The organism is Streptomyces sp. NPDC102514 (assembly GCF_055584525.1).
Genome location: NZ_JBVJLW010000002.1, coordinates 448,025 through 466,888, shown reverse-complemented (window position 1 = coordinate 466,888; position 18,864 = coordinate 448,025). Strand labels below are relative to the sequence as shown.

General features: G+C 70.8%; 14 protein-coding genes. 4 read left to right on the top strand and 10 right to left on the bottom strand.

Annotated features, from left to right (window positions below):
• The first annotated feature begins 530 nt into the window (after positions 1 to 530).
• Positions 531 to 1,829, top strand: a complete 1,299-nt coding sequence (locus ACZ60E_RS07025) for a lipase family protein (RefSeq protein ID WP_469438850.1) — start codon at positions 531 to 533, stop codon at positions 1,827 to 1,829.
• Between the two features lie 35 nt (positions 1,830 to 1,864).
• Here the strand turns inward: ACZ60E_RS07025 and ACZ60E_RS07020 are convergent, their stop codons facing one another.
• The 7 genes from ACZ60E_RS07020 to tkt form a co-directional block, all read right to left on the bottom strand.
• Complete coding sequence (locus ACZ60E_RS07020) at positions 1,865 to 2,452, bottom strand: histidine phosphatase family protein (protein WP_384816470.1); 588 nt, start codon at positions 2,450 to 2,452, stop codon at positions 1,865 to 1,867.
• A gap of 5 nt (positions 2,453 to 2,457) precedes the next feature.
• Positions 2,458 to 3,336, bottom strand: a complete 879-nt coding sequence (gene gnd / locus ACZ60E_RS07015) for a phosphogluconate dehydrogenase (NAD(+)-dependent, decarboxylating) (RefSeq protein WP_469439004.1) — start codon at positions 3,334 to 3,336, stop codon at positions 2,458 to 2,460.
• A 15-nt stretch (positions 3,337 to 3,351) separates the two neighbouring features.
• Positions 3,352 to 5,001, bottom strand: coding sequence for a glucose-6-phosphate isomerase (gene pgi / locus ACZ60E_RS07010; protein WP_469438849.1), 1,650 nt, complete (start codon positions 4,999 to 5,001; stop codon positions 3,352 to 3,354).
• Positions 4,994 to 5,926, bottom strand: a complete 933-nt coding sequence (gene opcA / locus ACZ60E_RS07005; RefSeq protein ID WP_469438848.1) for a glucose-6-phosphate dehydrogenase assembly protein OpcA — start codon at positions 5,924 to 5,926, stop codon at positions 4,994 to 4,996. The genes pgi and opcA overlap by 8 nt, the downstream gene beginning before the upstream one ends.
• A complete protein-coding gene (zwf, locus tag ACZ60E_RS07000; RefSeq protein WP_469439003.1) occupies positions 5,923 to 7,530 on the bottom strand; it encodes a glucose-6-phosphate dehydrogenase in 1,608 nt (535 codons plus the stop codon). The genes opcA and zwf overlap by 4 nt, the downstream gene beginning before the upstream one ends.
• Positions 7,531 to 7,973: 443 nt before the next feature.
• Positions 7,974 to 9,119, bottom strand: a complete 1,146-nt coding sequence (gene tal, locus ACZ60E_RS06995; RefSeq protein ID WP_469438847.1) for a transaldolase — start codon at positions 9,117 to 9,119, stop codon at positions 7,974 to 7,976.
• Between the two features lie 19 nt (positions 9,120 to 9,138).
• Positions 9,139 to 11,226 carry a transketolase gene (gene tkt, locus ACZ60E_RS06990; RefSeq protein ID WP_469438846.1) on the bottom strand — a complete coding sequence of 696 codons (2,088 nt, stop codon included), beginning with the start codon at positions 11,224 to 11,226 and terminating at the stop codon, positions 9,139 to 9,141.
• A 146-nt stretch (positions 11,227 to 11,372) separates the two neighbouring features.
• On the opposite strand from tkt, the gene ACZ60E_RS06985 reads away from it, so the two are divergent.
• Entirely contained in the window at positions 11,373 to 12,341 is a 969-nt protein-coding gene (locus ACZ60E_RS06985) for a helix-turn-helix domain-containing protein (RefSeq protein WP_469438845.1), read from the top strand.
• 87 nt (positions 12,342 to 12,428) lie between these two features.
• Here the strand turns inward: ACZ60E_RS06985 and ACZ60E_RS06980 are convergent, their stop codons facing one another.
• Both ACZ60E_RS06980 and ACZ60E_RS06975 read right to left on the bottom strand, forming a co-directional pair.
• Positions 12,429 to 13,811 carry a glycoside hydrolase family 16 protein gene (locus tag ACZ60E_RS06980; protein WP_453795389.1) on the bottom strand — a complete coding sequence of 461 codons (1,383 nt, stop codon included), beginning with the start codon at positions 13,809 to 13,811 and terminating at the stop codon, positions 12,429 to 12,431.
• A 183-nt stretch (positions 13,812 to 13,994) separates the two neighbouring features.
• On the bottom strand, positions 13,995 to 14,981 hold the full coding sequence (locus ACZ60E_RS06975) for a L,D-transpeptidase (RefSeq protein WP_469438844.1): 987 nt from the start codon (positions 14,979 to 14,981) through the stop codon (positions 13,995 to 13,997).
• Positions 14,982 to 15,323: 342 nt separating this feature from the next.
• Between ACZ60E_RS06975 and ACZ60E_RS06970 the strand changes: the two genes are divergently transcribed.
• Together ACZ60E_RS06970 and ACZ60E_RS06965 are read left to right on the top strand one after the other, a co-directional pair.
• Positions 15,324 to 15,989, top strand: a complete 666-nt coding sequence (locus tag ACZ60E_RS06970) for a response regulator transcription factor (protein ID WP_384807100.1) — start codon at positions 15,324 to 15,326, stop codon at positions 15,987 to 15,989.
• Entirely contained in the window at positions 15,986 to 17,242 is a 1,257-nt protein-coding gene (locus tag ACZ60E_RS06965) for a sensor histidine kinase (RefSeq protein WP_469438843.1), read from the top strand. Before ACZ60E_RS06970 ends, ACZ60E_RS06965 begins: the two co-directional genes overlap by 4 nt.
• On the opposite strand, the gene ACZ60E_RS06960 is transcribed toward ACZ60E_RS06965, so the two are convergent.
• Positions 17,223 to 18,830 (bottom strand): aromatic amino acid ammonia-lyase, encoded by a 1,608-nt coding sequence (locus ACZ60E_RS06960; RefSeq protein ID WP_469438842.1) that lies wholly within the window; start codon positions 18,828 to 18,830, stop codon positions 17,223 to 17,225. The genes ACZ60E_RS06965 and ACZ60E_RS06960 overlap by 20 nt on opposite strands.
• Positions 18,831 to 18,864: the final 34 nt, after the last annotated feature.

The following is an 18,864-nucleotide window of genomic DNA, read 5'->3' as shown; positions in this document are numbered from 1 at the left end:
CAACAGCCACAGCCGGTGGGGGTGGGGGTGGCCGGGGAGTGCCGCCCTGCGCCTGTGCCGGCGGGGGCGGGTGCGTTGGTCGTCTGCGGGCCGGTGGGGGCGGACCGCGCAGTTCCCCGCGCCCCTGAGGGGTGGGGCCGGCCGGCGTGTCGATTGTCTGCGGCCCGGTGGGGGCCGTTCGCGCAGTTCCCCGCGCCCCTCAAAAGCGGGGCTGCGCCCCAGCCTTCGCCCTGAAGGGGCGCGAGGAACGGCGCGGCCCACCCCCACCGGCCCGCAGGTAAGGGGGCGCGGGGAACGGCGCGGCCCACCCCCACCGGCCCGCAGGTAAGGGGGCGCGGGGAACGGCGCGGCCCACCCCCACCGGCCCGCAGATATAGGGGCGCGGGGAACTGCGCGAACGGCCCCCACCGGGCCGCAGGTGGAAGTCGGGGCCAGGGCCCAGCCCCTGAGGGCCCCCACCGGACCCGCAGCCGTATTGACGGTGCGCCATCGTGGTGGTGTGCTCGGCGGACGGTGAGGGGAGGACGGGGATGCGTAACGACCGTCATGCCAAAGGCCCGAGTTTCGCCGAGCTGCGCCCCCTCAAAACCGCCCCCGACCAGCCCGGCTTCCCCGTCTACCCCGACCTCGTCGAACACCTCACGCAGGACAAGGACCACCCGGACCCCGACGGAGTCGTCCCGCACACCATGGCGACCTGCGCCGCCTACGCGTACGCCGGATTCGCGCAGCGCGCCGACCCCGACACCGTCGCCATGATCATGACGCGCCTCGGCCTGGAGGAGAACGACTGCCAGGTCTTCGAGCAGCGCGTGGACGCCATGTACATCGCGTCGGCCGCGTACCTGATCCAGGACCGCGACCGCAGGATCGCCGTCCTGCGCTACCGCGGCACCCAGCCCGAGGACGTCATCAGCATCCTCACCGACGCGGACGTCCGCCCCGAGATGCTCGACGTCGAACTGGACGGCCGGCGCCACGAGGTCCACGCCGGCTTCTACCGGAACGTCCGCGCCACCCGCTACCTGGTCGTCGAGGCCCTGGACCGCGCGCTGCGCGGCGAGTCCGTGGTCCCCGGCGCGACGGGCACCCGCGGCCACGGCCTGGAAGCGCTCTACATCACCGGCCACAGCCTCGGCGGCGCGATGGCCGCGCTGATGGGGGTGATGCTCACGATGGAGCCCCGCTACCGCCGCATCGCCGACAAGCTCCGCGCCGTCTACACCTTCGGGCAGCCCATGGTCGGCGGCCCGGACTTCGCACGGGCCTGCGAGGAGGCCACCGGCCCGTACGGCAGCCGGCCCCTGCGCGAGCGGATGCTCCGTTACATCTTCGACCGTGACGTCGTACCGGCCCTGCCGCCCCGCCCGGTCGGACCGTACGCGCCGTTCGGCCGGGAGTTCCACTACCGCAGGTCGCGCGGGCCGATGGACACGGCCCTGGCCTTCGCGGCGGACTCGGCGCTGGAAGCGGTGACCCTGCCCGGCGAACTGCTGCGCACTCTGATCAGCAACCCGCTCCACCGACCGGCGGCCCGGATGGGGGAGTTGACGGTCCGTACGGCCGAGTCGCTGCGGCGTTCCGTGCGGCCCCTGCTGCGCGTGCGGCACGAGGGCTGGCAGGAGAGCGGCGAACCGGGCCTGCACTACCCGCAGATGGACTCGCTCGCCGGTCTCGCCGTCGTGGCGCCGCTGGCGTTCCTGGCGACCCGGCTGGCACTGACCCGGACCATCCCCTTCAAGTACTCCTTCGACGACCACGGCCCGGGCCACTACGTCAACTCCCTCGCTCCACCAGGGGTGTTGAGCGAGTTCGGAGACGTCCTGTAGCCCGGGCCGGGGTGCCCGCGATCCGGGGAGACCGCCTACGGCTTGGCGTTCCACTCCGCGAGGACGGGGCGGCCGTGCTCCAGCGAGAGCCGGCTCACGGTGGCCGTGTCCAGCCGGAACAGCCGTCCGTCCGAGGCGGGCAGTCCGAGCCGGCGCGCGGTCAGGACACGCAGGAAGTGCGAGTGGGCCACCAGGACCACGTCACCCTCGTCGAGTGCCTTCGCCGCGTGGGCGAGCACCCGGTCGGCACGCTCGCCCACCTCGGCGGGCGACTCGCCTTTCTGCCCGTCCGGGCCGGGCGGCACCCCGTCGTTCCACAGGTACCAGTCGGGACGGGTCCGGTGGATGTCGACGGTCTTGACGCCCTCGTACGCCCCGTAGTTCCACTCGTGCAGATCGGGGTCGACGACGGCCCCGGTCAGCCCCGCCAGCTCCGCGGTCCGTATCGCGCGCTGGAGGGGGCTGGTGAGCACGAGGGCACAGGACCGTCCGGCGAAGAGCGGGACGAGGGACTTCGCCTGTTCCTCGCCGTGGGGGGTGAGGGGCAGGTCGGTCCAGCTGGTGTGCTGTCCCGATCTGCTCCACTCGGTCTCGCCGTGTCTGACGAGGAGAAGGTCGCCCATGACTCCTACTTCGCGGACTCGACGGCGTGGCCGCCGAACTGGTTGCGCAGTGCCGCGATCATCTTCATCTGCGGCGAGTCCTCCTGCCGGGACGCGAAGCGGGCGAACAGCGACGCGGTGATCGCGGGCAGCGGTACCGCGTTGTCGATGGCCGCCTCGACGGTCCAGCGGCCCTCGCCGGAGTCCTGCGCGAAGCCGCGCAGCCGCTCCAGGTGCTCGTCCTCGTCCAGCGCGTTGACCGCCAGGTCCAGCAGCCAGGAACGGATCACCGTGCCCTCCTGCCAGGACCGGAAGACCTCACGCACATCGGTGACCGAGTCGACGGCCTGGAGGAGTTCCCAGCCCTCGGCGTAGGCCTGCATCATGGCGTACTCGATGCCGTTGTGGACCATCTTGGAGAAGTGCCCGGCGCCGACCTTGCCCGCGTGCACGAACCCCGCGTCGCCCTCCGGCTTGAGGGCGTCGAAGACCGGCTGGACCTTGGCGATGTGCTCGGCGTCGCCGCCGACCATCAGCGCATAGCCGTTCTTGAGGCCCCACACACCGCCCGAGACGCCGGCGTCGACGAAGCCGATGCCCTTGGCCGCCAGCTCCTCGGAGTGCTTCTCGTCGTCCGTCCAGCGCGAGTTCCCGCCGTCCACGACCACATCACCCGGCTCCAGGAGGTCACCGAGCTCGTCGACGGTGGACTGCGTCGCGGCACCGGCCGGGACCATCACCCACACCACACGCGGACCTTCGAGCTTGCCCACCAGCTCGGCCAGGCTGCTCACGTCGGCGAGCTCCGGGTTGCGGTCGTATCCGATGACGGTGTGGCCCGCGCGGCGAATGCGCTCGCGCATGTTGCCGCCCATCTTGCCGAGCCCGATGAGACCGAGCTGCATCGCAGTCATGTCAGTTCACTTCTTCCGGAGAGTGCGGTACGTGGCCACGAGGGCGCTGGTGGAGGAGTCGAGGCCGGGGACGTCGGCGCCCTCGGTGAGGGCGGGCTCGACGCGCTTGGCGAGGACCTTGCCGAGTTCGACGCCCCACTGGTCGAAGGAGTCGATGTGCCAGATCGCGCCCTGCACGAACACCTTGTGCTCGTAGAGGGCGATCAGCTGGCCGAGGACCGAGGGGGTCAGTTCGCGCGCGAGGATCGTGGTGGTCGGGTGGTTGCCCCTGAACGTCTTGTGCGCCACCAGGTCCTCGGTCACGCCCTCGGCCCGCACCTCCTCGGGTGTCTTGCCGAAGGCCAGCGCCTGGCCCTGGGCGAAGAGGTTCGCCATCAACAGGTCGTGCTGGGCCGCGAGTTCGCCGCCCAGTTCGGCGACCGGGTTGACGAAGCCGATCAGATCGGCCGGGATCGTCTTCGTGCCCTGATGGATCAACTGGTAGTACGCGTGCTGCCCGTTGGTGCCGGGCGTGCCCCAGACGACCGGGCCCGTCTGCCACTCGACGGGGTGCCCGTCACGGTCGACGGACTTGCCGTTGGACTCCATGTCCAGCTGCTGCAGGTACGCCGTGAACTTGGACAGGTAGTGCGAGTACGGCAGGACCGCGTGCGACTGCGCGTCGAAGAAGTTGCCGTACCAGACACCCAACAGACCGAGCAGCAACGGCACGTTGGACTCGGCGGGCGCCGTGCGGAAGTGCTCGTCGACGAGGTGGAAGCCGTCGAGCAGTTCCCGGAAGCGCTCCGGGCCGATCGCGAGCATCAGCGAAAGGCCGATCGCGGAGTCGAACGAGTACCGTCCGCCGACCCAGTCCCAGAACTCGAACATGTTCGCGGTGTCGATGCCGAAGTCGGCGACCTTCTCCGCGTTCGTCGACAGCGCCACGAAGTGCTTCGCCACGGCCGCCGGTTCACCGCCGAGCCCGGCGAGCAGCCAGGACCGCGCCGAGGTCGCGTTGGTGATCGTCTCGATCGTGGTGAAGGTCTTCGAGGCGACGATGAACAGCGTCTCGGCCGGGTCCAGGTCCCGCACGGCCTCGTGCAGGTCGGCCCCGTCGACGTTCGACACGAACCGGACCGTCAGATCCCGGTCGGTGAAGGCGCGCAGTGCGTCGTACGCCATCGCCGGGCCCAGGTCGGAGCCGCCGATGCCGATGTTGACGACGTTCTTGATGCGGCTGCCGGTGTGGCCGGTCCACTTGCCGGAGCGGACCTGCTCGGCGAAGCCGGCCATCCGGTCGAGCACGGCGTGCACCTTCGGCACGACGTTCTCGCCGTCGACCTCCACGACCGCGTCGCGCGGGGCGCGCAGCGCGGTGTGCAGGACCGCCCGGTCCTCGGTGACGTTGATCCGCTCCCCGCGGAACATCGCGTCCCGCAGCCCGAACACATCGGTGGCGGTGGCGAGTTCCTGGAGCAGCGCGAGCGTCTCGTCGGTGATCAGGTGCTTCGAGTAGTCGATGTGCAGGTCGCCCACGCGCACGGTGTAGCGCTCGGCGCGCTCCGGGTCCGCCGCGAACAGCTCACGCAGATGCGCGTGCAGGAACGGCCCGGCCCGGTGGTCCTCCAGAGCGGTCCACTCGGGACGGCGGGTGAGCTTCGGTGAGTCAGACACGGCTCTCCCTCCGGGCGTCGTCCCCGCGCAGGGCGACGGCGTACATCTCGTCCGCGTCGAGCCGCCGCAGCTCCTCGGCGATCAGCTCGGAGGTGCTGCGGACCTTCAGCGCGAGGGTGCGCGAGGGCTGGCCCGGCAGGGACAGCGTCGCGAGGGGGCCCTCGGGGCGGTCGATGACGATCTCGCCGTTCTCGGTGCCGAGCTTCACGGCGGTGACCACGGGCCCCGCGGTGACGACCCGGTCGACCGAGACCTGCAGCCGGGCTTCCAGCCAGCGGGCCAGCAGTTCGGCGCTCGGGTTCTCGGCCTCGCTCTCGACGGTGGCCGTGATGATCCGCGTACGGGCCTGGTCGAGGGCGGCGGCCAGCATGGAACGCCACGGCGTGAGCCGGGTCCAGGCCAGGTCGGTGTCGCCCGGCGCGTACGCGGCGGCACGCGCCTCCAGGGCGTCCAGCGGGGTCTCCACGGCGTACATGTCCGTGATCCGGCGCTGCGCGAGGGCGCCCAGCGGGTCCTTCACCGGGACCTTCGGCGCGTCCACCGGCCACCAGACGACGACGGGCGCGTCCGGGAGCAGCAGCGGCAGGACCACCGAGTCGGCGTGGTCGGACACCTCGCCGTACATGCGCAGGATGACCGTCTCGCCGGTGCCGGCGTCCGCGCCGACCCGTACCTCGGCGTCGAGGTGGGAGTTCGTGCGGTCGCGCGGGGTACGGGCGTGCCGCTTGATGACGACCAGGGTGCGCGAGGGGTGCTCGTGCGAGGCCTCCTCGGCCGCCTTGATCGAGTCGTACGCGTTCTCCTCGTCCGTCACGATGACCATCGTCAGGACCATGCCCACGGCTGGCGTGCCGATGGCGCGGCGACCCTGCACGAGGGCCTTGTTGATCTTGCTTGCCGTGGTGTCGGTCAGGTCGATCTTCATGGCCTGCGCCAGCTCCGTCCGTCTCGTGCGAGCATCTCGTCGGCTTCCCCGGGACCCCAGGTGCCCGAGGCGTACTGCGCGGGTTTGCCGTGCGTGTCCCAGTAGCCCTCGATCGGGTCGAGGATCTTCCAGGACTCTTCCACCTCCTGGTGGCGGGGGAAGAGGTTGGCGTCTCCCAGCAGTACATCCAGGATCAGGCGTTCGTACGCCTCCGGGCTGGACTCCGTGAACGACTCGCCGTACGCGAAGTCCATCGACACGTCCCGGATCTCCATCGACGTACCCGGCACCTTCGATCCGAAGCGCACCGTCATGCCCTCGTCCGGCTGGACGCGGATGACGATCGCGTTCGCCCCGAGTTCCTCGGTGGCGGTGGAGTCGAAGGGGGAGTGCGGGGCGCGCTGGAAGACGACCGCGATCTCGGTGACCCGCCGTCCCAGACGCTTGCCGGTGCGCAGGTAGAAGGGGACGCCCGCCCAGCGGCGGTTGTCGACCTCCAGCTTGACGGCCGCGTACGTGTCGGTCGTCGACCCGGGGTCGATGCCGTCCTCGTCGAGGTAGCCGCTCACCTTCTCGCCGCCCTGCCAGCCCGTCGCGTACTGCCCGCGGACCGTGTGCTCGCCCAGGTTCTCCGGCAGCTTCACGGACTTGAGGACCTTGAGCTTCTCGGTGAGCAGCGAGTCGGCGTCGAAGGCGATGGGCTCCTCCATCGCGGTGAGCGCCATCAGCTGCAGGAGGTGGTTCTGGATGACGTCACGGGCGGACCCGATGCCGTCGTAGTAGCCCGCACGGCCTCCGATGCCGATGTCCTCGGCCATCGTGATCTGTACGTGGTCCACGTACGACCGGTTCCAGATGGGCTCGTACATCTGATTGGCGAAGCGGAGCGCCAGGATGTTCTGGACGGTCTCCTTACCGAGGTAGTGGTCGATCCGGAACACCTGCTCCGGGTCGAACACCTCGTGCACCACGCGGTTCAGCTCGCGCGCGCTCTTCAGGTCGCGGCCGAACGGCTTCTCGATCACCCCGCGCCGCCAGGAACCCGCGGGCGCCTCGGCGAGGCCGTGCTTCTTGAGCTGCTTGACGACCTTGGGGAAGAACTTCGGCGGTACGGAGAGGTAGAAGGCGTAGTTGCCGCTCGTACCCCGGGACTTGTCCAACTCGTCGACAGCGGAACGCAGTTGCTCGAACGCCTGGTCGTCGTCGAAGTCACCCGGGATGAACCGCATGCCCTCGGCGAGCTGCTGCCAGACCTCCTCGCGGAACTCGGTGCGCGCGTGGTCGCGGACCGAGTCGTGCACGATCTGCGCGAAGTCCTCGTCCTCCCAGTCGCGCCGCGCGAAGCCGACGAGCGAGAAGCCCGGCGGCAGCAGGCCGCGGTTGGCCAGGTCGTAGACGGCCGGCATGAGCTTCTTGCGCGACAGGTCGCCGGTCACCCCGAAGATGACGAGCCCGGAGGGACCGGCGATCTTCGGCAGCCGGCGGTCCTGGGGGTCACGGAGGGGATTGACCCACCCGTCACCCTGCTCCAGCACCTCGGCGGGCGACCGCGGCGCGAGCTCGGCACCGGTCGCGCCAGCGCCGGCGTTCACCGCCGTGTCCACGGAGCCCGGCGCCGCGGCCGACGCGGAAGCGTCCGCGGCAGCGGCGACAGCACCGGCCTTCACACGGCTCGGCGAGGCCTTCGAAGCACCCGCGGCCTTCGAAGCACCCGCGGCCTTCGCGGCACCCGAAGCCTTCTTGGCACCGGCGGTCTTCGAGGCACCTGCGGCCTTCGCGGTGCCCGCAGTCTTCGCGGCACCCGAAGCCTTCTTGGCACCAGAGGCCTTCGCGGCACCCGCAGTCTTCTGCGCGCCCACGGCCTTGGTCGCGCCCGCAGCCTTCGTGGCTCCGGCGGCGCTCTTGACGCCCGCGCTCTTCTTGGTGCCCGCGGTCTTCTTCGTGGCCGCGGCCTTCTTGGTCTTCGCCGCCGGGGCGGCGGCGGACGCGGACGCGCCCGCTGCCGTGCCCGCCGTCTCCGACGGGGTTCCCCCGGGAGGGTTCTTGCTCATTCGCCGTCAACTCCCTTGCTGTTGAGCGAGACCGTGACCGCGTCCAGCAGCTCGCCCCAGGCCACCGCGAACTTCGCGACGCCCTCGGTCTCCAGCTGCCCGACGACCTCGTCGTACGAGATGCCCTGCTTCTCGACGGCGTCCAGGTCCGCACGGGCCTGGACGTAACCGCCGCTCACCGTGTCGCCGCGGATCTCGCCGTGGTCGGCGGTGGCGTCCAGCGTGCCCTCGGGCATCGTGTTGACCGTGCCGGGCGCGACCAGCTCGTCGACGTACAGCGTGTCCTTGTAGGACGGGTCCTTGACGCCGGTCGAGGCCCACAGCGGACGCTGCTTGTTGGCGCGGGCGCCACCGAGCGCGTTCCAGCGCTCTGAGTCGAAGACCTGCTCGTACGCCTCGTACGCGAGCCGCGCGTTGGCCAGCGCGGCCCTGCCCTTGAGCGCGAGGGCCTCGTCCGTGCCGACCCGCGTCAGCCGCTTGTCGATCTCGCTGTCGACGCGGGACACGAAGAAGGAGGCGACGGAATGGATGGTGGCCAGGTCCAGGCCCTTGGCCTGCGCCTTCTCCAGACCGGCCAGGTACGCGTCCATGACCTCGCGGTAGCGCTCCAGCGAGAAGATCAGCGTGACGTTGACACTGATGCCAAGGCCGATGACCTCGGTGATCGCCGGCAGTCCGGCCTTGGTCGCCGGGATCTTGATCATGACGTTCGGGCGGTCGACCAGCCAGAAGAGCTGCTTGGCCTCGGCGACCGTCGCCTTCGTGTCGTGGGCGAGACGCGGGTCGACCTCGATGGAGACCCGGCCGTCCCGGCCGCCGGTCGCGTCGTACACGGGCCGCAGTATGTCGGCGGCGGCGCGGACGTCGGCGGTGGTCATCATCCGTACGGCCTCGTCGACCGTGACGCGGCGGGCGGCGAGGTCGGCGAGCTGCTCCTCGTAGCCCTCGCCGGAGCCGATCGCGGCCTGGAAGATGGAGGGGTTGGTGGTGACGCCGACGACGTGCCGGGTCTCGATCAGTTCGGCGAGGTTGCCCGACGTGATGCGCTTGCGGGACAGGTCGTCGAGCCAGATGGAGACGCCTTCGCCGGAGAGGGCCTTCAGGGGTTCAGCGGTGGTGATTGTCTGGGTCACAGTGATCATCTTCCTTCGTGCAGTCGGACTAACCGCGGGCGGCGGCGACGGATTCCCGCGCGGACGCGGCGACGTTCTCGGCCGTGAAGCCGTACTCGGCGAACAGGATGCCGGCGTCGGCGGAGGCGCCGAAGTGCTCCAGGGAGACGATGCGTCCGGCGTCACCGACGTACCGGTACCAGGTGAGACCGATGCCCGCCTCGACCGCCACGCGGGCCTTCACGGCTGTCGGCAGGACACTCTCCCGGTACTCGGCGGACTGCTCCTCGAACCACTCCACGGACGGCATCGACACCACCCGGGTGCCCACTCCCTCGGCTTCCAACTGCTCGCGTGCCGCCACGGCGAGCTGCACCTCGGAGCCGGTCGCGATCAGGATCACCTCGGGCGCCTCGGTGGAGGAGTCGCGCAGAACGTAGCCGCCCCTGGCCGCGTCGGTGTTGGCCTCGTACGTCGGTACACCCTGACGGGTGAGGGCCAGGCCGTGCGGGGCCGGGTTCACCGCGTGCCGCCGGGTGATCTCGGCCCAGGCGATCGCGGTCTCGTTGGCGTCGGCCGGGCGCACGATGTTCAGCCCGGGGATGGCGCGCAGCGAGGCCAGGTGCTCGACCGGCTGGTGGGTCGGGCCGTCCTCGCCGAGACCGATGGAGTCGTGCGTCCACACGTAGGTCACGGGGAGCTGCATGAGGGCCGACAGGCGGACGGCGTTGCGCATGTAGTCGGAGAACACCAGGAAGGTGCCGCCGTAGACACGGGTGTTGCCGTGCAGCGCGATGCCGTTCATCTCCGCGGCCATGGAGTGCTCGCGGATGCCGAAGTGGATCGTGCGGCCGTACGGGTCGGCCTCGGGGAGCGGGTTGCCCTTCGGGAGGAACGACGACGTCTTGTCGATGGTGGTGTTGTTCGAGCCCGCGAGGTCGGCGGAACCGCCCCACAGCTCGGGAAGCACCCCGCCGAGAGCCTGCAGCACCTTGCCGGAGGCCGCGCGGGTCGCGACGGACGTGCCGGCCTCGAACACCGGCAGCGCGCTCTCCCAGCCCTCGGGCAGCTGTCCGGCGACGATCCGGTCGAAGAGCTTCGCGTGCCCGGGCTGCGCGGTGCGCCACTCGGCGAGCTGCTTGTTCCAGGCGGCATGCGCCTCGGCGCCGCGGTCGAGGGCGCGACGGGCGTGGTCCAGGACCTCGTCCGACACCTCGAAGGACTGCTCGGGGTCGAAGCCCAGGAGGCGCTTGGTGGCCGCGATCTCGTCGGCGCCGAGCGCCGAGCCGTGCGAGGCCTCGGTGTTCCGCGCGTTCGGGGCGGGCCAGGCGATGATCGTGCGCATCGCGATGATGGAGGGCCGCCCGGTCTCGTTCCTGGCGGCGGTCAGGGCCTCGTACAGCGCGGGTACGTCGATGTCGCCGGCCGTGTCGCCGTCCGTCGAGGGCTCGATCCGCTGGACGTGCCAGCCGTAGGCCTCGTACCGCTTCAGCACGTCCTCGGAGAAGGCCGTGGCGGTGTCGCCCTCGATCGAGATGTGGTTGTCGTCGTAGAGGAAGACGAGGTTGCCGAGCTTCTGGTGGCCGGCGAGGGAGGACGCCTCGGCGGAGATGCCCTCCTCCAGGTCGCCGTCGGAGACGATGCCCCAGATGGTGTGGTCGAAGGGGGACTCGCCCTCGGGGGCGTCCGGGTCGAAGAGGCCGCGCTCGTAGCGGGCGGCCATCGCCATGCCCACCGCGTTGGCGAGGCCCTGGCCCAGGGGGCCCGTGGTGGTCTCGACCCCGGCCGTGTGACCGTACTCGGGGTGTCCCGGCGTCTTCGAGCCGTGCGTGCGGAACGCCTTCAGGTCGTCCAGCTCCAGCTCGTAGCCGGAGAGGAAGAGCTGGGTGTAGAGAGTCAGCGAGGTGTGGCCGGGGGAGAGGACGAAGCGGTCGCGGCCGGTCCACTCCGGGTCGGCGGGGTCGTGACGCATCACCTTCTGAAAGAGGGTGTACGCGGCCGGGGCCAGACTCATCGCGGTGCCGGGGTGGCCGTTGCCGACCTTCTGCACGGCGTCGGCCGCCAGTAGACGGGCCGTGTCGACGGCTCGCCGGTCCAGGTCGGTCCACTCCAAGCTGTCAGGTGTCTGCGCGCTCATCTTCAACAAATCCTCACCGGAAGCCCGATAACTGCTCTGATGCCTTCAACCTTAAAAGTCAGACTTTTTCTGGGGAAGGTGCCCCTGTGTCAGCCTTTGGTGAAAGTGGGACAACGACCACGGGACCGAGCCGGTAAGAGAAGGACATGGCGGACACAAGCACTCAATTCGAGGACGGATTCAAGGGCGGGTACGAAGGCGGATACGGAGTCGGGCACGAGGGTGGACGTGAGAGCGGACATGACGACGGCCGGACCGGGATCAAGACCTTTCCCTTCCCCGTCGACCTCAGCGTCCTCGGCGTGGGCATGCAGGTGGGCCCGATGGAAGCAGGCCGCAGCTGGCATTCGGGTGAACAGATCGAGCGCGTCCACCGCATCGACTTCCACGTGGTCCTGCTCTTCCGGGGCGGTCCCGTCCGGCACATGATCGACTTCGACGAGTACGAGGCCGGGGACGGCGAGATCCTGTGGATCAGGCCCGGTCAGGTGCACCGCTTCTCCTCGGCGGCGGACTACCGCGGCACCGCCCTGATCATGCAGCCGGGCTTCCTGCCCCGCGCCACCGTCGAGGCGACCGGCCTCTACCGCTACGACCTGCCCCCGCTGCTGCGCCCCGACGCGGCCCAGCTGACCGGACTGGAGAACTCCCTCGCCCAGCTGGAACGCGAGTACGTCGACACGGGCACCCTGCCGCTCAGCCTGCACACCGCCGTGCTGCGGCACACCCTGAGCGCGTTCCTGCTGCGGCTGGCCCATCTGGCGGCCGGCGCCGCCGACGCGGCCCACGCGCAGGCCGACAGCACCTTCACCCGCTTCCGCGAGGCCGTCGAGAAGGGCTTCGTCACCAACCACAGCGTCAGCGCGTACGCCGACGCCCTCGGCTACTCCCGGCGCACCCTCGTCCGCGCGGTCCGCGCCGCGACCGGCGAGACCCCCAAGGGCTTCATCGACAAGCGGGTCGTCCTGGAGGCCAAGCGCCTGCTGGCCCACACGGACATGCCGATCGGCCGCATCGGCGCCGTCGTGGGCTTCCCGGACGCGGCCAACTTCTCCAAGTTCTTCACCCAGCACACGGCCACGACCCCGGTGGCGTTCCGGGCGGAGCTGCGCTGAGACGCCGTGGCCGCGCGGAGACGCCTGTGGAGGGGCGGCCCGGCCGGGCCGCCCCTCCACAGGTACCTGACTGTCGTGACTACGGCCTCAGTGACCGAAGTTGAACCAGTTCACGTTCACGAAGTCCGCCGGCTGGCCGCTCGTGAAGGTCAGATAGACGTCGTGCGTGCCGGTGACGTTGCTGATGTTCGCGGGTACGGTCCGCCAGCTCTGCCAGCCACCGGTGTTGGCCAGCGCGAAGCTGCCTATGGGTGTGCTCGTACGGCTGTCGAGGCGGACCTCGACCAGACCGCTGACGGCGTTGCCCGCGCCGCTCGCGACCCGGGCGACGAACTGCTTGGCCGCCGTGGAGCCGAAGTTGACGCCCTTGTACTGCACCCAGTCGCCGTTGGCGAGCGCGCCGATGTTCTGGCCGCCGCCCGAGTCGGTGGTGGTCTCGGTGATCGTGCCGCTCTGGCCGTCGAACGACTCGGCCTGGATCGCGCTGTACGCGTCACGGTTGCCGGTCGGCGGAGGGGTGGTGCCGCCGCCCGACGTGAGCACCTGCACGTAGTCCACGACCATCGGGTTGCCCGGCACCGTGGCACCGTCCGGGCCACCGCCGAAGGCGTCCACGAAGCCGCCGCCCATCGCCACGTTCAGGATGATGAAGTACCCGTGGTTCGTGGCGTTCGCCCAGGTCGTCGCGTCGACCTGGTTGGCCCGCACGGTGTGGTAGTTGACGCCGTCGACGTAGAAGCGGATCTCCTCCACGCTCGTCGAGCGGTCCCACTCCAGGCCGTACGTGTGGAAGCCCGCCTGGCAGGTCGTGCCGGGACAGGCGATCGAGCCGCCGATGCCGGTCGTCTCGTTGCACGGGCCGCCCGGATTGGTGCCGCAGTGCATCGTGGACCACACGGTGTTGAGGCCCTGGACGTTCTCCATGATGTCCAGCTCACCGACGGCCGGCCAGTTCTGGTAGTTGCCGCGGTAGGGCGCGCCCAGCATCCAGAACGCCGGCCAGTACCCGCGGGCGGGCGTGCCCGTCACATTGGGCATCTGGATACGGGACTGGACCCGCAGTTTGCCCCCGGCGGGCGGCTGGAAGTCGGTGCGGTTGGTCTCGATGCGGCCCGAGGTCCAGTTGCCCGAGGCGTCGCGCCGCGGGGTGATCCGGAGGTTCCCGGCGCCGTCCAGTGCCACGTTGTTGGTGCTGGACGTCATGTTCTCGATCTCGCCGGTGCCCCAGTTGGTGGGGCCGCCCGGGTAACCGTGACCGGTCGCGTACTGCCAGTTCGAGGTGTTGACGCCGGTGCCGGCCGTGCCGTTGAAGTCGTCGACGAAGACCTGGGTCCAGCCGCTGGGCGGCGCGGGCGCGTCCGCCTGAGCCGCCGAGGCCCCGGCCGCCGCCAGGCTCAGCACGCCGACGAGCGCGATGACCGAGCGCCGTATTCGACCGGGTCTTGCGGGTGTGCCGGAAGTTCTGCTCATGGGTGCCTCTTAGGTACGGAGTGGGGGTGCGCGGGGTGTTTTCGAGAGCTTTGAGAGCGCTCTCATCACAGCTGCGCGGCCAATGTGCTCTTCGGCACTCCGGTCGTCAAGAGGTAAAGCAGAGATTGCCCTCGGCGGGCCGGGGAGTTCACTCCGTGAAGAAGGGGCGGATCGGACGGGACGTCAGAAAGCGCTTCCAGCACGCCAGTTGGCCCACGACATGTTCCAGCCGTTGAGGCCGTTCGCCGGATCCACCGTGTCCTCGCCCGAGTTCTCCACCACGACCACGTCTCCGAGCATGGAGCTCTTGTAGAACGCGTAGCCGGGCTCCGAGGCGTCACCCCCGCCCTTGGCGTCGCGCAGCCCGATGCAGCCGTGCGTGGTGTTGCCGCCGCCGAAGACCGACGAGGCCGCCCAGTAGTTGCCGTGGATGAACGTGCCCGAGGTCGTCAGCCGCTGTGCGTGCGGCACGTCGCCGATGTCGTACTCGTCGCCGAGCCCGACCGTGGACGACTCCATCCGCGTCTTCTCGAACCGCTCGCTGATCACCATGATCCCGGACCAGGTGGTGTGCTCGGCGTCCCCGCCCGACACGGGATACGTGGCGAGGGTCCGCCCGTCCCGCCGTACGGTCATCGTCTTCGCCGCCAGGTCGACCGTACTGATCTGCTCGCGGCCGATGCGGAAGGTGACGTCCTTGGACTGGGTGCCGTAGACACCGGACGCGCCCTCGACGTCCTTGAGCCGCAGGGCGAGGGTGATCTTCGTGCCCGCCGCCCAGTACTCCTCGGGCCGGAAGTCGAGCCGGGTGTCGCTGAACCAGTGCCCCACGACCTCCACCTGCGGGTCCGCGGTCACCGTGATCGCCTGCTCGACGGCGGCGCGGTCCGTCACGGCGTGCGTGAAGGTGACGGACACCGGCATGCCGACGCCGGAGGTGGACCCCGCCTCGGGTGTGAACCGTCCGACGAAGGTGTTCGCGGCGGTCCTGGCGGCGGACTGTGCCGTCGTAGCAGCGGCGGGGGTGGCGGTGGCGTCCGAGGCTGCTTCCGAGGCATCGGCCCGCGAGCCGTAGCCCGTCAGTACGGCGGCCGGTACGGCTCCGAGCGCGGCGAGAACGCCCCGCCGGGACCATGTCCCCGGCCCGTCGGACAGGTGCGAGACGCCCACGAGATGCCTTCCTGAGGTGACCACTGATGTGTGTGCAGCCTGCTCCTCCTGTCTGGGTTCGTGCTGTGAACGGACGAGGTTCCGGCTGAGATTCCTGTGACGAGCCGGTACGTCGCCGGGCCGCCGGACGGAGGAGCCGGCGAACGCCTCCGGAGCGGGTGTGAACAGAAAACGGATCCCACTGCTTTCTCCCGAGCGCCTTCCGGGAGGGCACGCGCTAGCTTGATCGAGTCGATCGAATCCTCGTTCGGCCGCGCCTTCCCGTACACGGAACTCGCGTGTCACGCACGGGCGTTGACGGGCACCGGGGCGAGGGGGAGTGGAACGGTGGCACAAGCTCGTGTGCAAGACCCTTGGCGGTTGCTCCTGGTCGAGGACGACCAGGAGCTGGGCACGATGCTCTCCGAGGTGTTGCGGGACGAGGGATACGCGGTCGACGTCGCGACGGACGGACAGCGCGGCCTGCACCTCGGCCTCGCCCGGCAGTACGACGTGCTCGTCGTCGACCGGCGCCTGCCCGTGCTCGACGGCCTCGACCTGCTGGGCCGGCTGCGCTCGCGTGCGGTCCGGACGCCGGTCATGCTGCTGACCGCGATGGGCGCGGTGCACGACCGGGTCGACGGTCTGGACGCAGGTGCTGACGACTACCTGGTCAAGCCCTTCGAGCTGGACGAGTTCAGCGCCCGATTACGGGCTCTGTGCCGACGGGCACTCGATGTGGCCGACGTGCTGAGGATCGGCTCGGGACACCTGTACGTCAGCCGGCGCGAGGTGGAACTGGCCGACGGCGAGCGGATCGCCCTCGCCGCCCGGGAGTTCGAGCTGCTGTGGGTGCTGGCCTCCCGCCCCGAAACCGTCTACTCGCGGACGGAACTGCGCCGGGCGGTCTTCCACGAGACGCCCGCGTCCTCCATCGTCGACACCTACGTCTACTACCTGCGCCGCAAACTCGGCAGGCAGGTGGTGCGCACGGTCCGCGGCCTGGGCTACCGCCTGGGGGCGCTGTGAGGGCGTCGGCGTACGCGGAGTGGGCGGCGGTGCGCCGGGCACGCCTGCGGATCTCCGTGATCACCGGCGCCACCATCACCCTGCTGATCACGCTCGTCGGCGGCGTGGCCCACACGGTCATGACCCACGCGCAGGACGAGCAGGTACGGCGGGAACTGCGCTACGGCGCATCGCGCGGCGACCTGTCGAGTCCACCGGTCTGCACCTGGCTGTACGCGCCGGGGGCGACCCCGCTCGCGAACAGCCCCGACGGTTTCCCGGTACGCGCCGACATGGACCGGGCGCTGCGGACCCAGGAGGCCGTCGAACGCACCGTACGGCGCAACAACACGGTCTACCTGGTGCGTACGCAGGTCAGGGCGGACGGCGAGCTGGTGCAGGCGGTGTTCGACATGCGGTTCCAGCTCGCCGACCGAAGGTATCTGTGGTCGGCGCTGGGCGTCGCCGAGGTCGCGGGACTGCTCGCCGCGACCGCGACCGGTGCCGTCCTGGGGCGCCGGGCGGTGGCCCCGCTGGCGGAGGCCCTCACCCGGCAGCGCCGGTTCGTCGCGGACGCCAGCCACGAGCTGCGCACCCCGATCACCCAGGTGTACACGCGGGCCCAGGTGCTGGCACGGCAGGCCGTCGCCGACGATCTGCCGGCCCGGCACCGGGACGGACTGGCCAGGCTGGTCGGTTCGGTCGGCCGCCTCGGTGAGGTACTGGACGACCTGCTGCTGTCAGCGAGCCTTGCGGCGGACCCGGCACGGCGGTCGGAACACCGCCATGTCGAACTGGTCACGCTGGCCAGGTCGGTGGTCGCCGAGGAGTCGGACCGCACGCGCGACAGCGGCCTCACCGTCGTCGTGAACGGCCCGTCGTACCCGCTGTGCGTCGACGGCATCGAGTCCGCACTGCGCCGCGCCGTCGGCGAACTGCTGGTGAACGCCATCGGACACACCCCGGCGGGCGGGCGGATCGAGGTGGACCTCGCCCACGCGGACGGGACGGTCGAACTGACCGTGACGGACACCGGGTCCGGCTTCGATCCCGCCGAGGCGGAGCGGCTGTTCGAGAGGTTCCACCGGGGTGACGCGGGCGGCCGGTACGGTCTGGGACTCGCGCTGCTGCGCGAGGTCATCGCCCATCACGGCGGCACGGTGGTCGCCACCGGCCGCCCGGGGCGCGGCGCGCGGTTCACCATCCGGCTGCCGGAGTGCGCCTCGTCGGGCGTCCCGGATCCGGCGCCCGCGGTCACGGCAGGTCGGTCGTGAGGAGCAGACGGGCCGCGGCCCGGACGTCGGCGTCCAGCGGCCGGTCCCGCTCGACCGCGGGAACCGTCTCGACGAGGGCGTCGAGCAGTCTGCCGCACCCGGGCGCGGTGGGTCGGCGCGCCCCGACGTGCACGGCCTGGCGCAGACCGACGGCGAGCGACCCGCACAGCAGGCCGAGCAGTTCCGCCATGTCGTAGGAGCGCAGGGCGGCCTGGGTGCCGAACGGGACGACGTCCTGGTTGTGGAGGTTGGTAGGCAGGCTCTGCATGCCGGCCGGTGTCGCCGCGCGGCGGATCTCGGCGACGAGCGAGGTGGTGGCCAGCTGCACGCCCTGCAGTCCGTGCTGCTGCCCGGGTGTGGTGGCGAGCATCGGCGGCAGCCCGCCGTTGCGCGCCGGATCCACCAGCAGGTCGAGCTGGCGCTCGGCCAGGTTGCCCAGCTGGGCGGTGACGGACGCCAGCAGGTCGGCGGCGAAGGCGGCGGGCTGCCCGAAGAAGTTCCCGCCGTGCACCACCTTTCCCGGCCCGGCGCCTTCTCCCTGCCCGGCGACCTGTCCTGTGTCCGCGACTCCGTCCGTCACTGCGTCCGTCCCCGTGTACGCCCCCGCGTCCTTCCCCGTCCCCCGGTCGGCGGGGAAGAACAGCGGGTTGTCACTGACGCCGCCGAGATCCGCGGTGACCACGCCGTCGACGTACCGCAGGGCGTCCTCCGCGGCGCCGAGCAGCTGCGGGGCACAGCGGATGCTGTACGGCTCCTGAAGGGGCCGGGTGCCGGACGGCGTGACTCCGGTGAGGGTGTGCCGCATGCGTGCGCCGACGTGGACCGCCCCGGCGTGCCCGTAGGCGCGCAGCAGATCCTGGTCGAGGAAGCCGGGGTCGCAGCCGAGGAGGTCGGCCAGCAGACAGGTGAGACCGGCCAGCGCACGGTGTGCGGCGCGGACGCCGTCGCGGGCCAGCGCCGTGGCGGCGGTGGTGACGGAGGTGCCGTTGACGAGGGCGAGCGCGTCCCGGCCGTCGAGGGCCAGCGGGCGCAGACCGGCGGCGGCCAGGGCTTCGGCGGCCGGCATACGGCGGTCGTCCAGATAGGCGTGTCCGCGGCCCCGCAGCGCCTGGGTGGCATAGGCGAGCGGGATCAGGTCGCCGCTCGCGCCCACCGAGCCGTAGCGGGGGACGGCGGGGGTGAACGTCGTGGCGAACAGGGCGGTGAGCCGTTCGACGACTTCGGCGGACACCCCGGAGAACCCCTGGGCGAGGGACCGGGCGCGCAGCAGCAGGGCCGCGCGGACGATCGCCGGCGGCAGGTCCGGGCCCTGGCCCGCGCCGAGATGGGCGAGGGTGTTGTCGCACTGGTCGGCCCCGTCGGCCCGGCCGGCGAACCCGACGAGTGCGCCGAACCCGGTGGTGGCGCCGTAGATGCGGCTCTCCCCGCTGCCGTCGCCGTGCAGCAGATCGTGGAAGAGCCGTCGGCTGTGGTCGATGCGCGCACGGGTCTCGTCGTCCACCGTGACGGTGAGCGGCGCGGCCACGCGACGCAGGACCGCGGAGTCCAGCGGACCGGTCAGCGAGACGGTGTCCAGGGTGGTGAGCACGCCCGAGAATCTAGGCCGGCAATCTCAGAGCGCT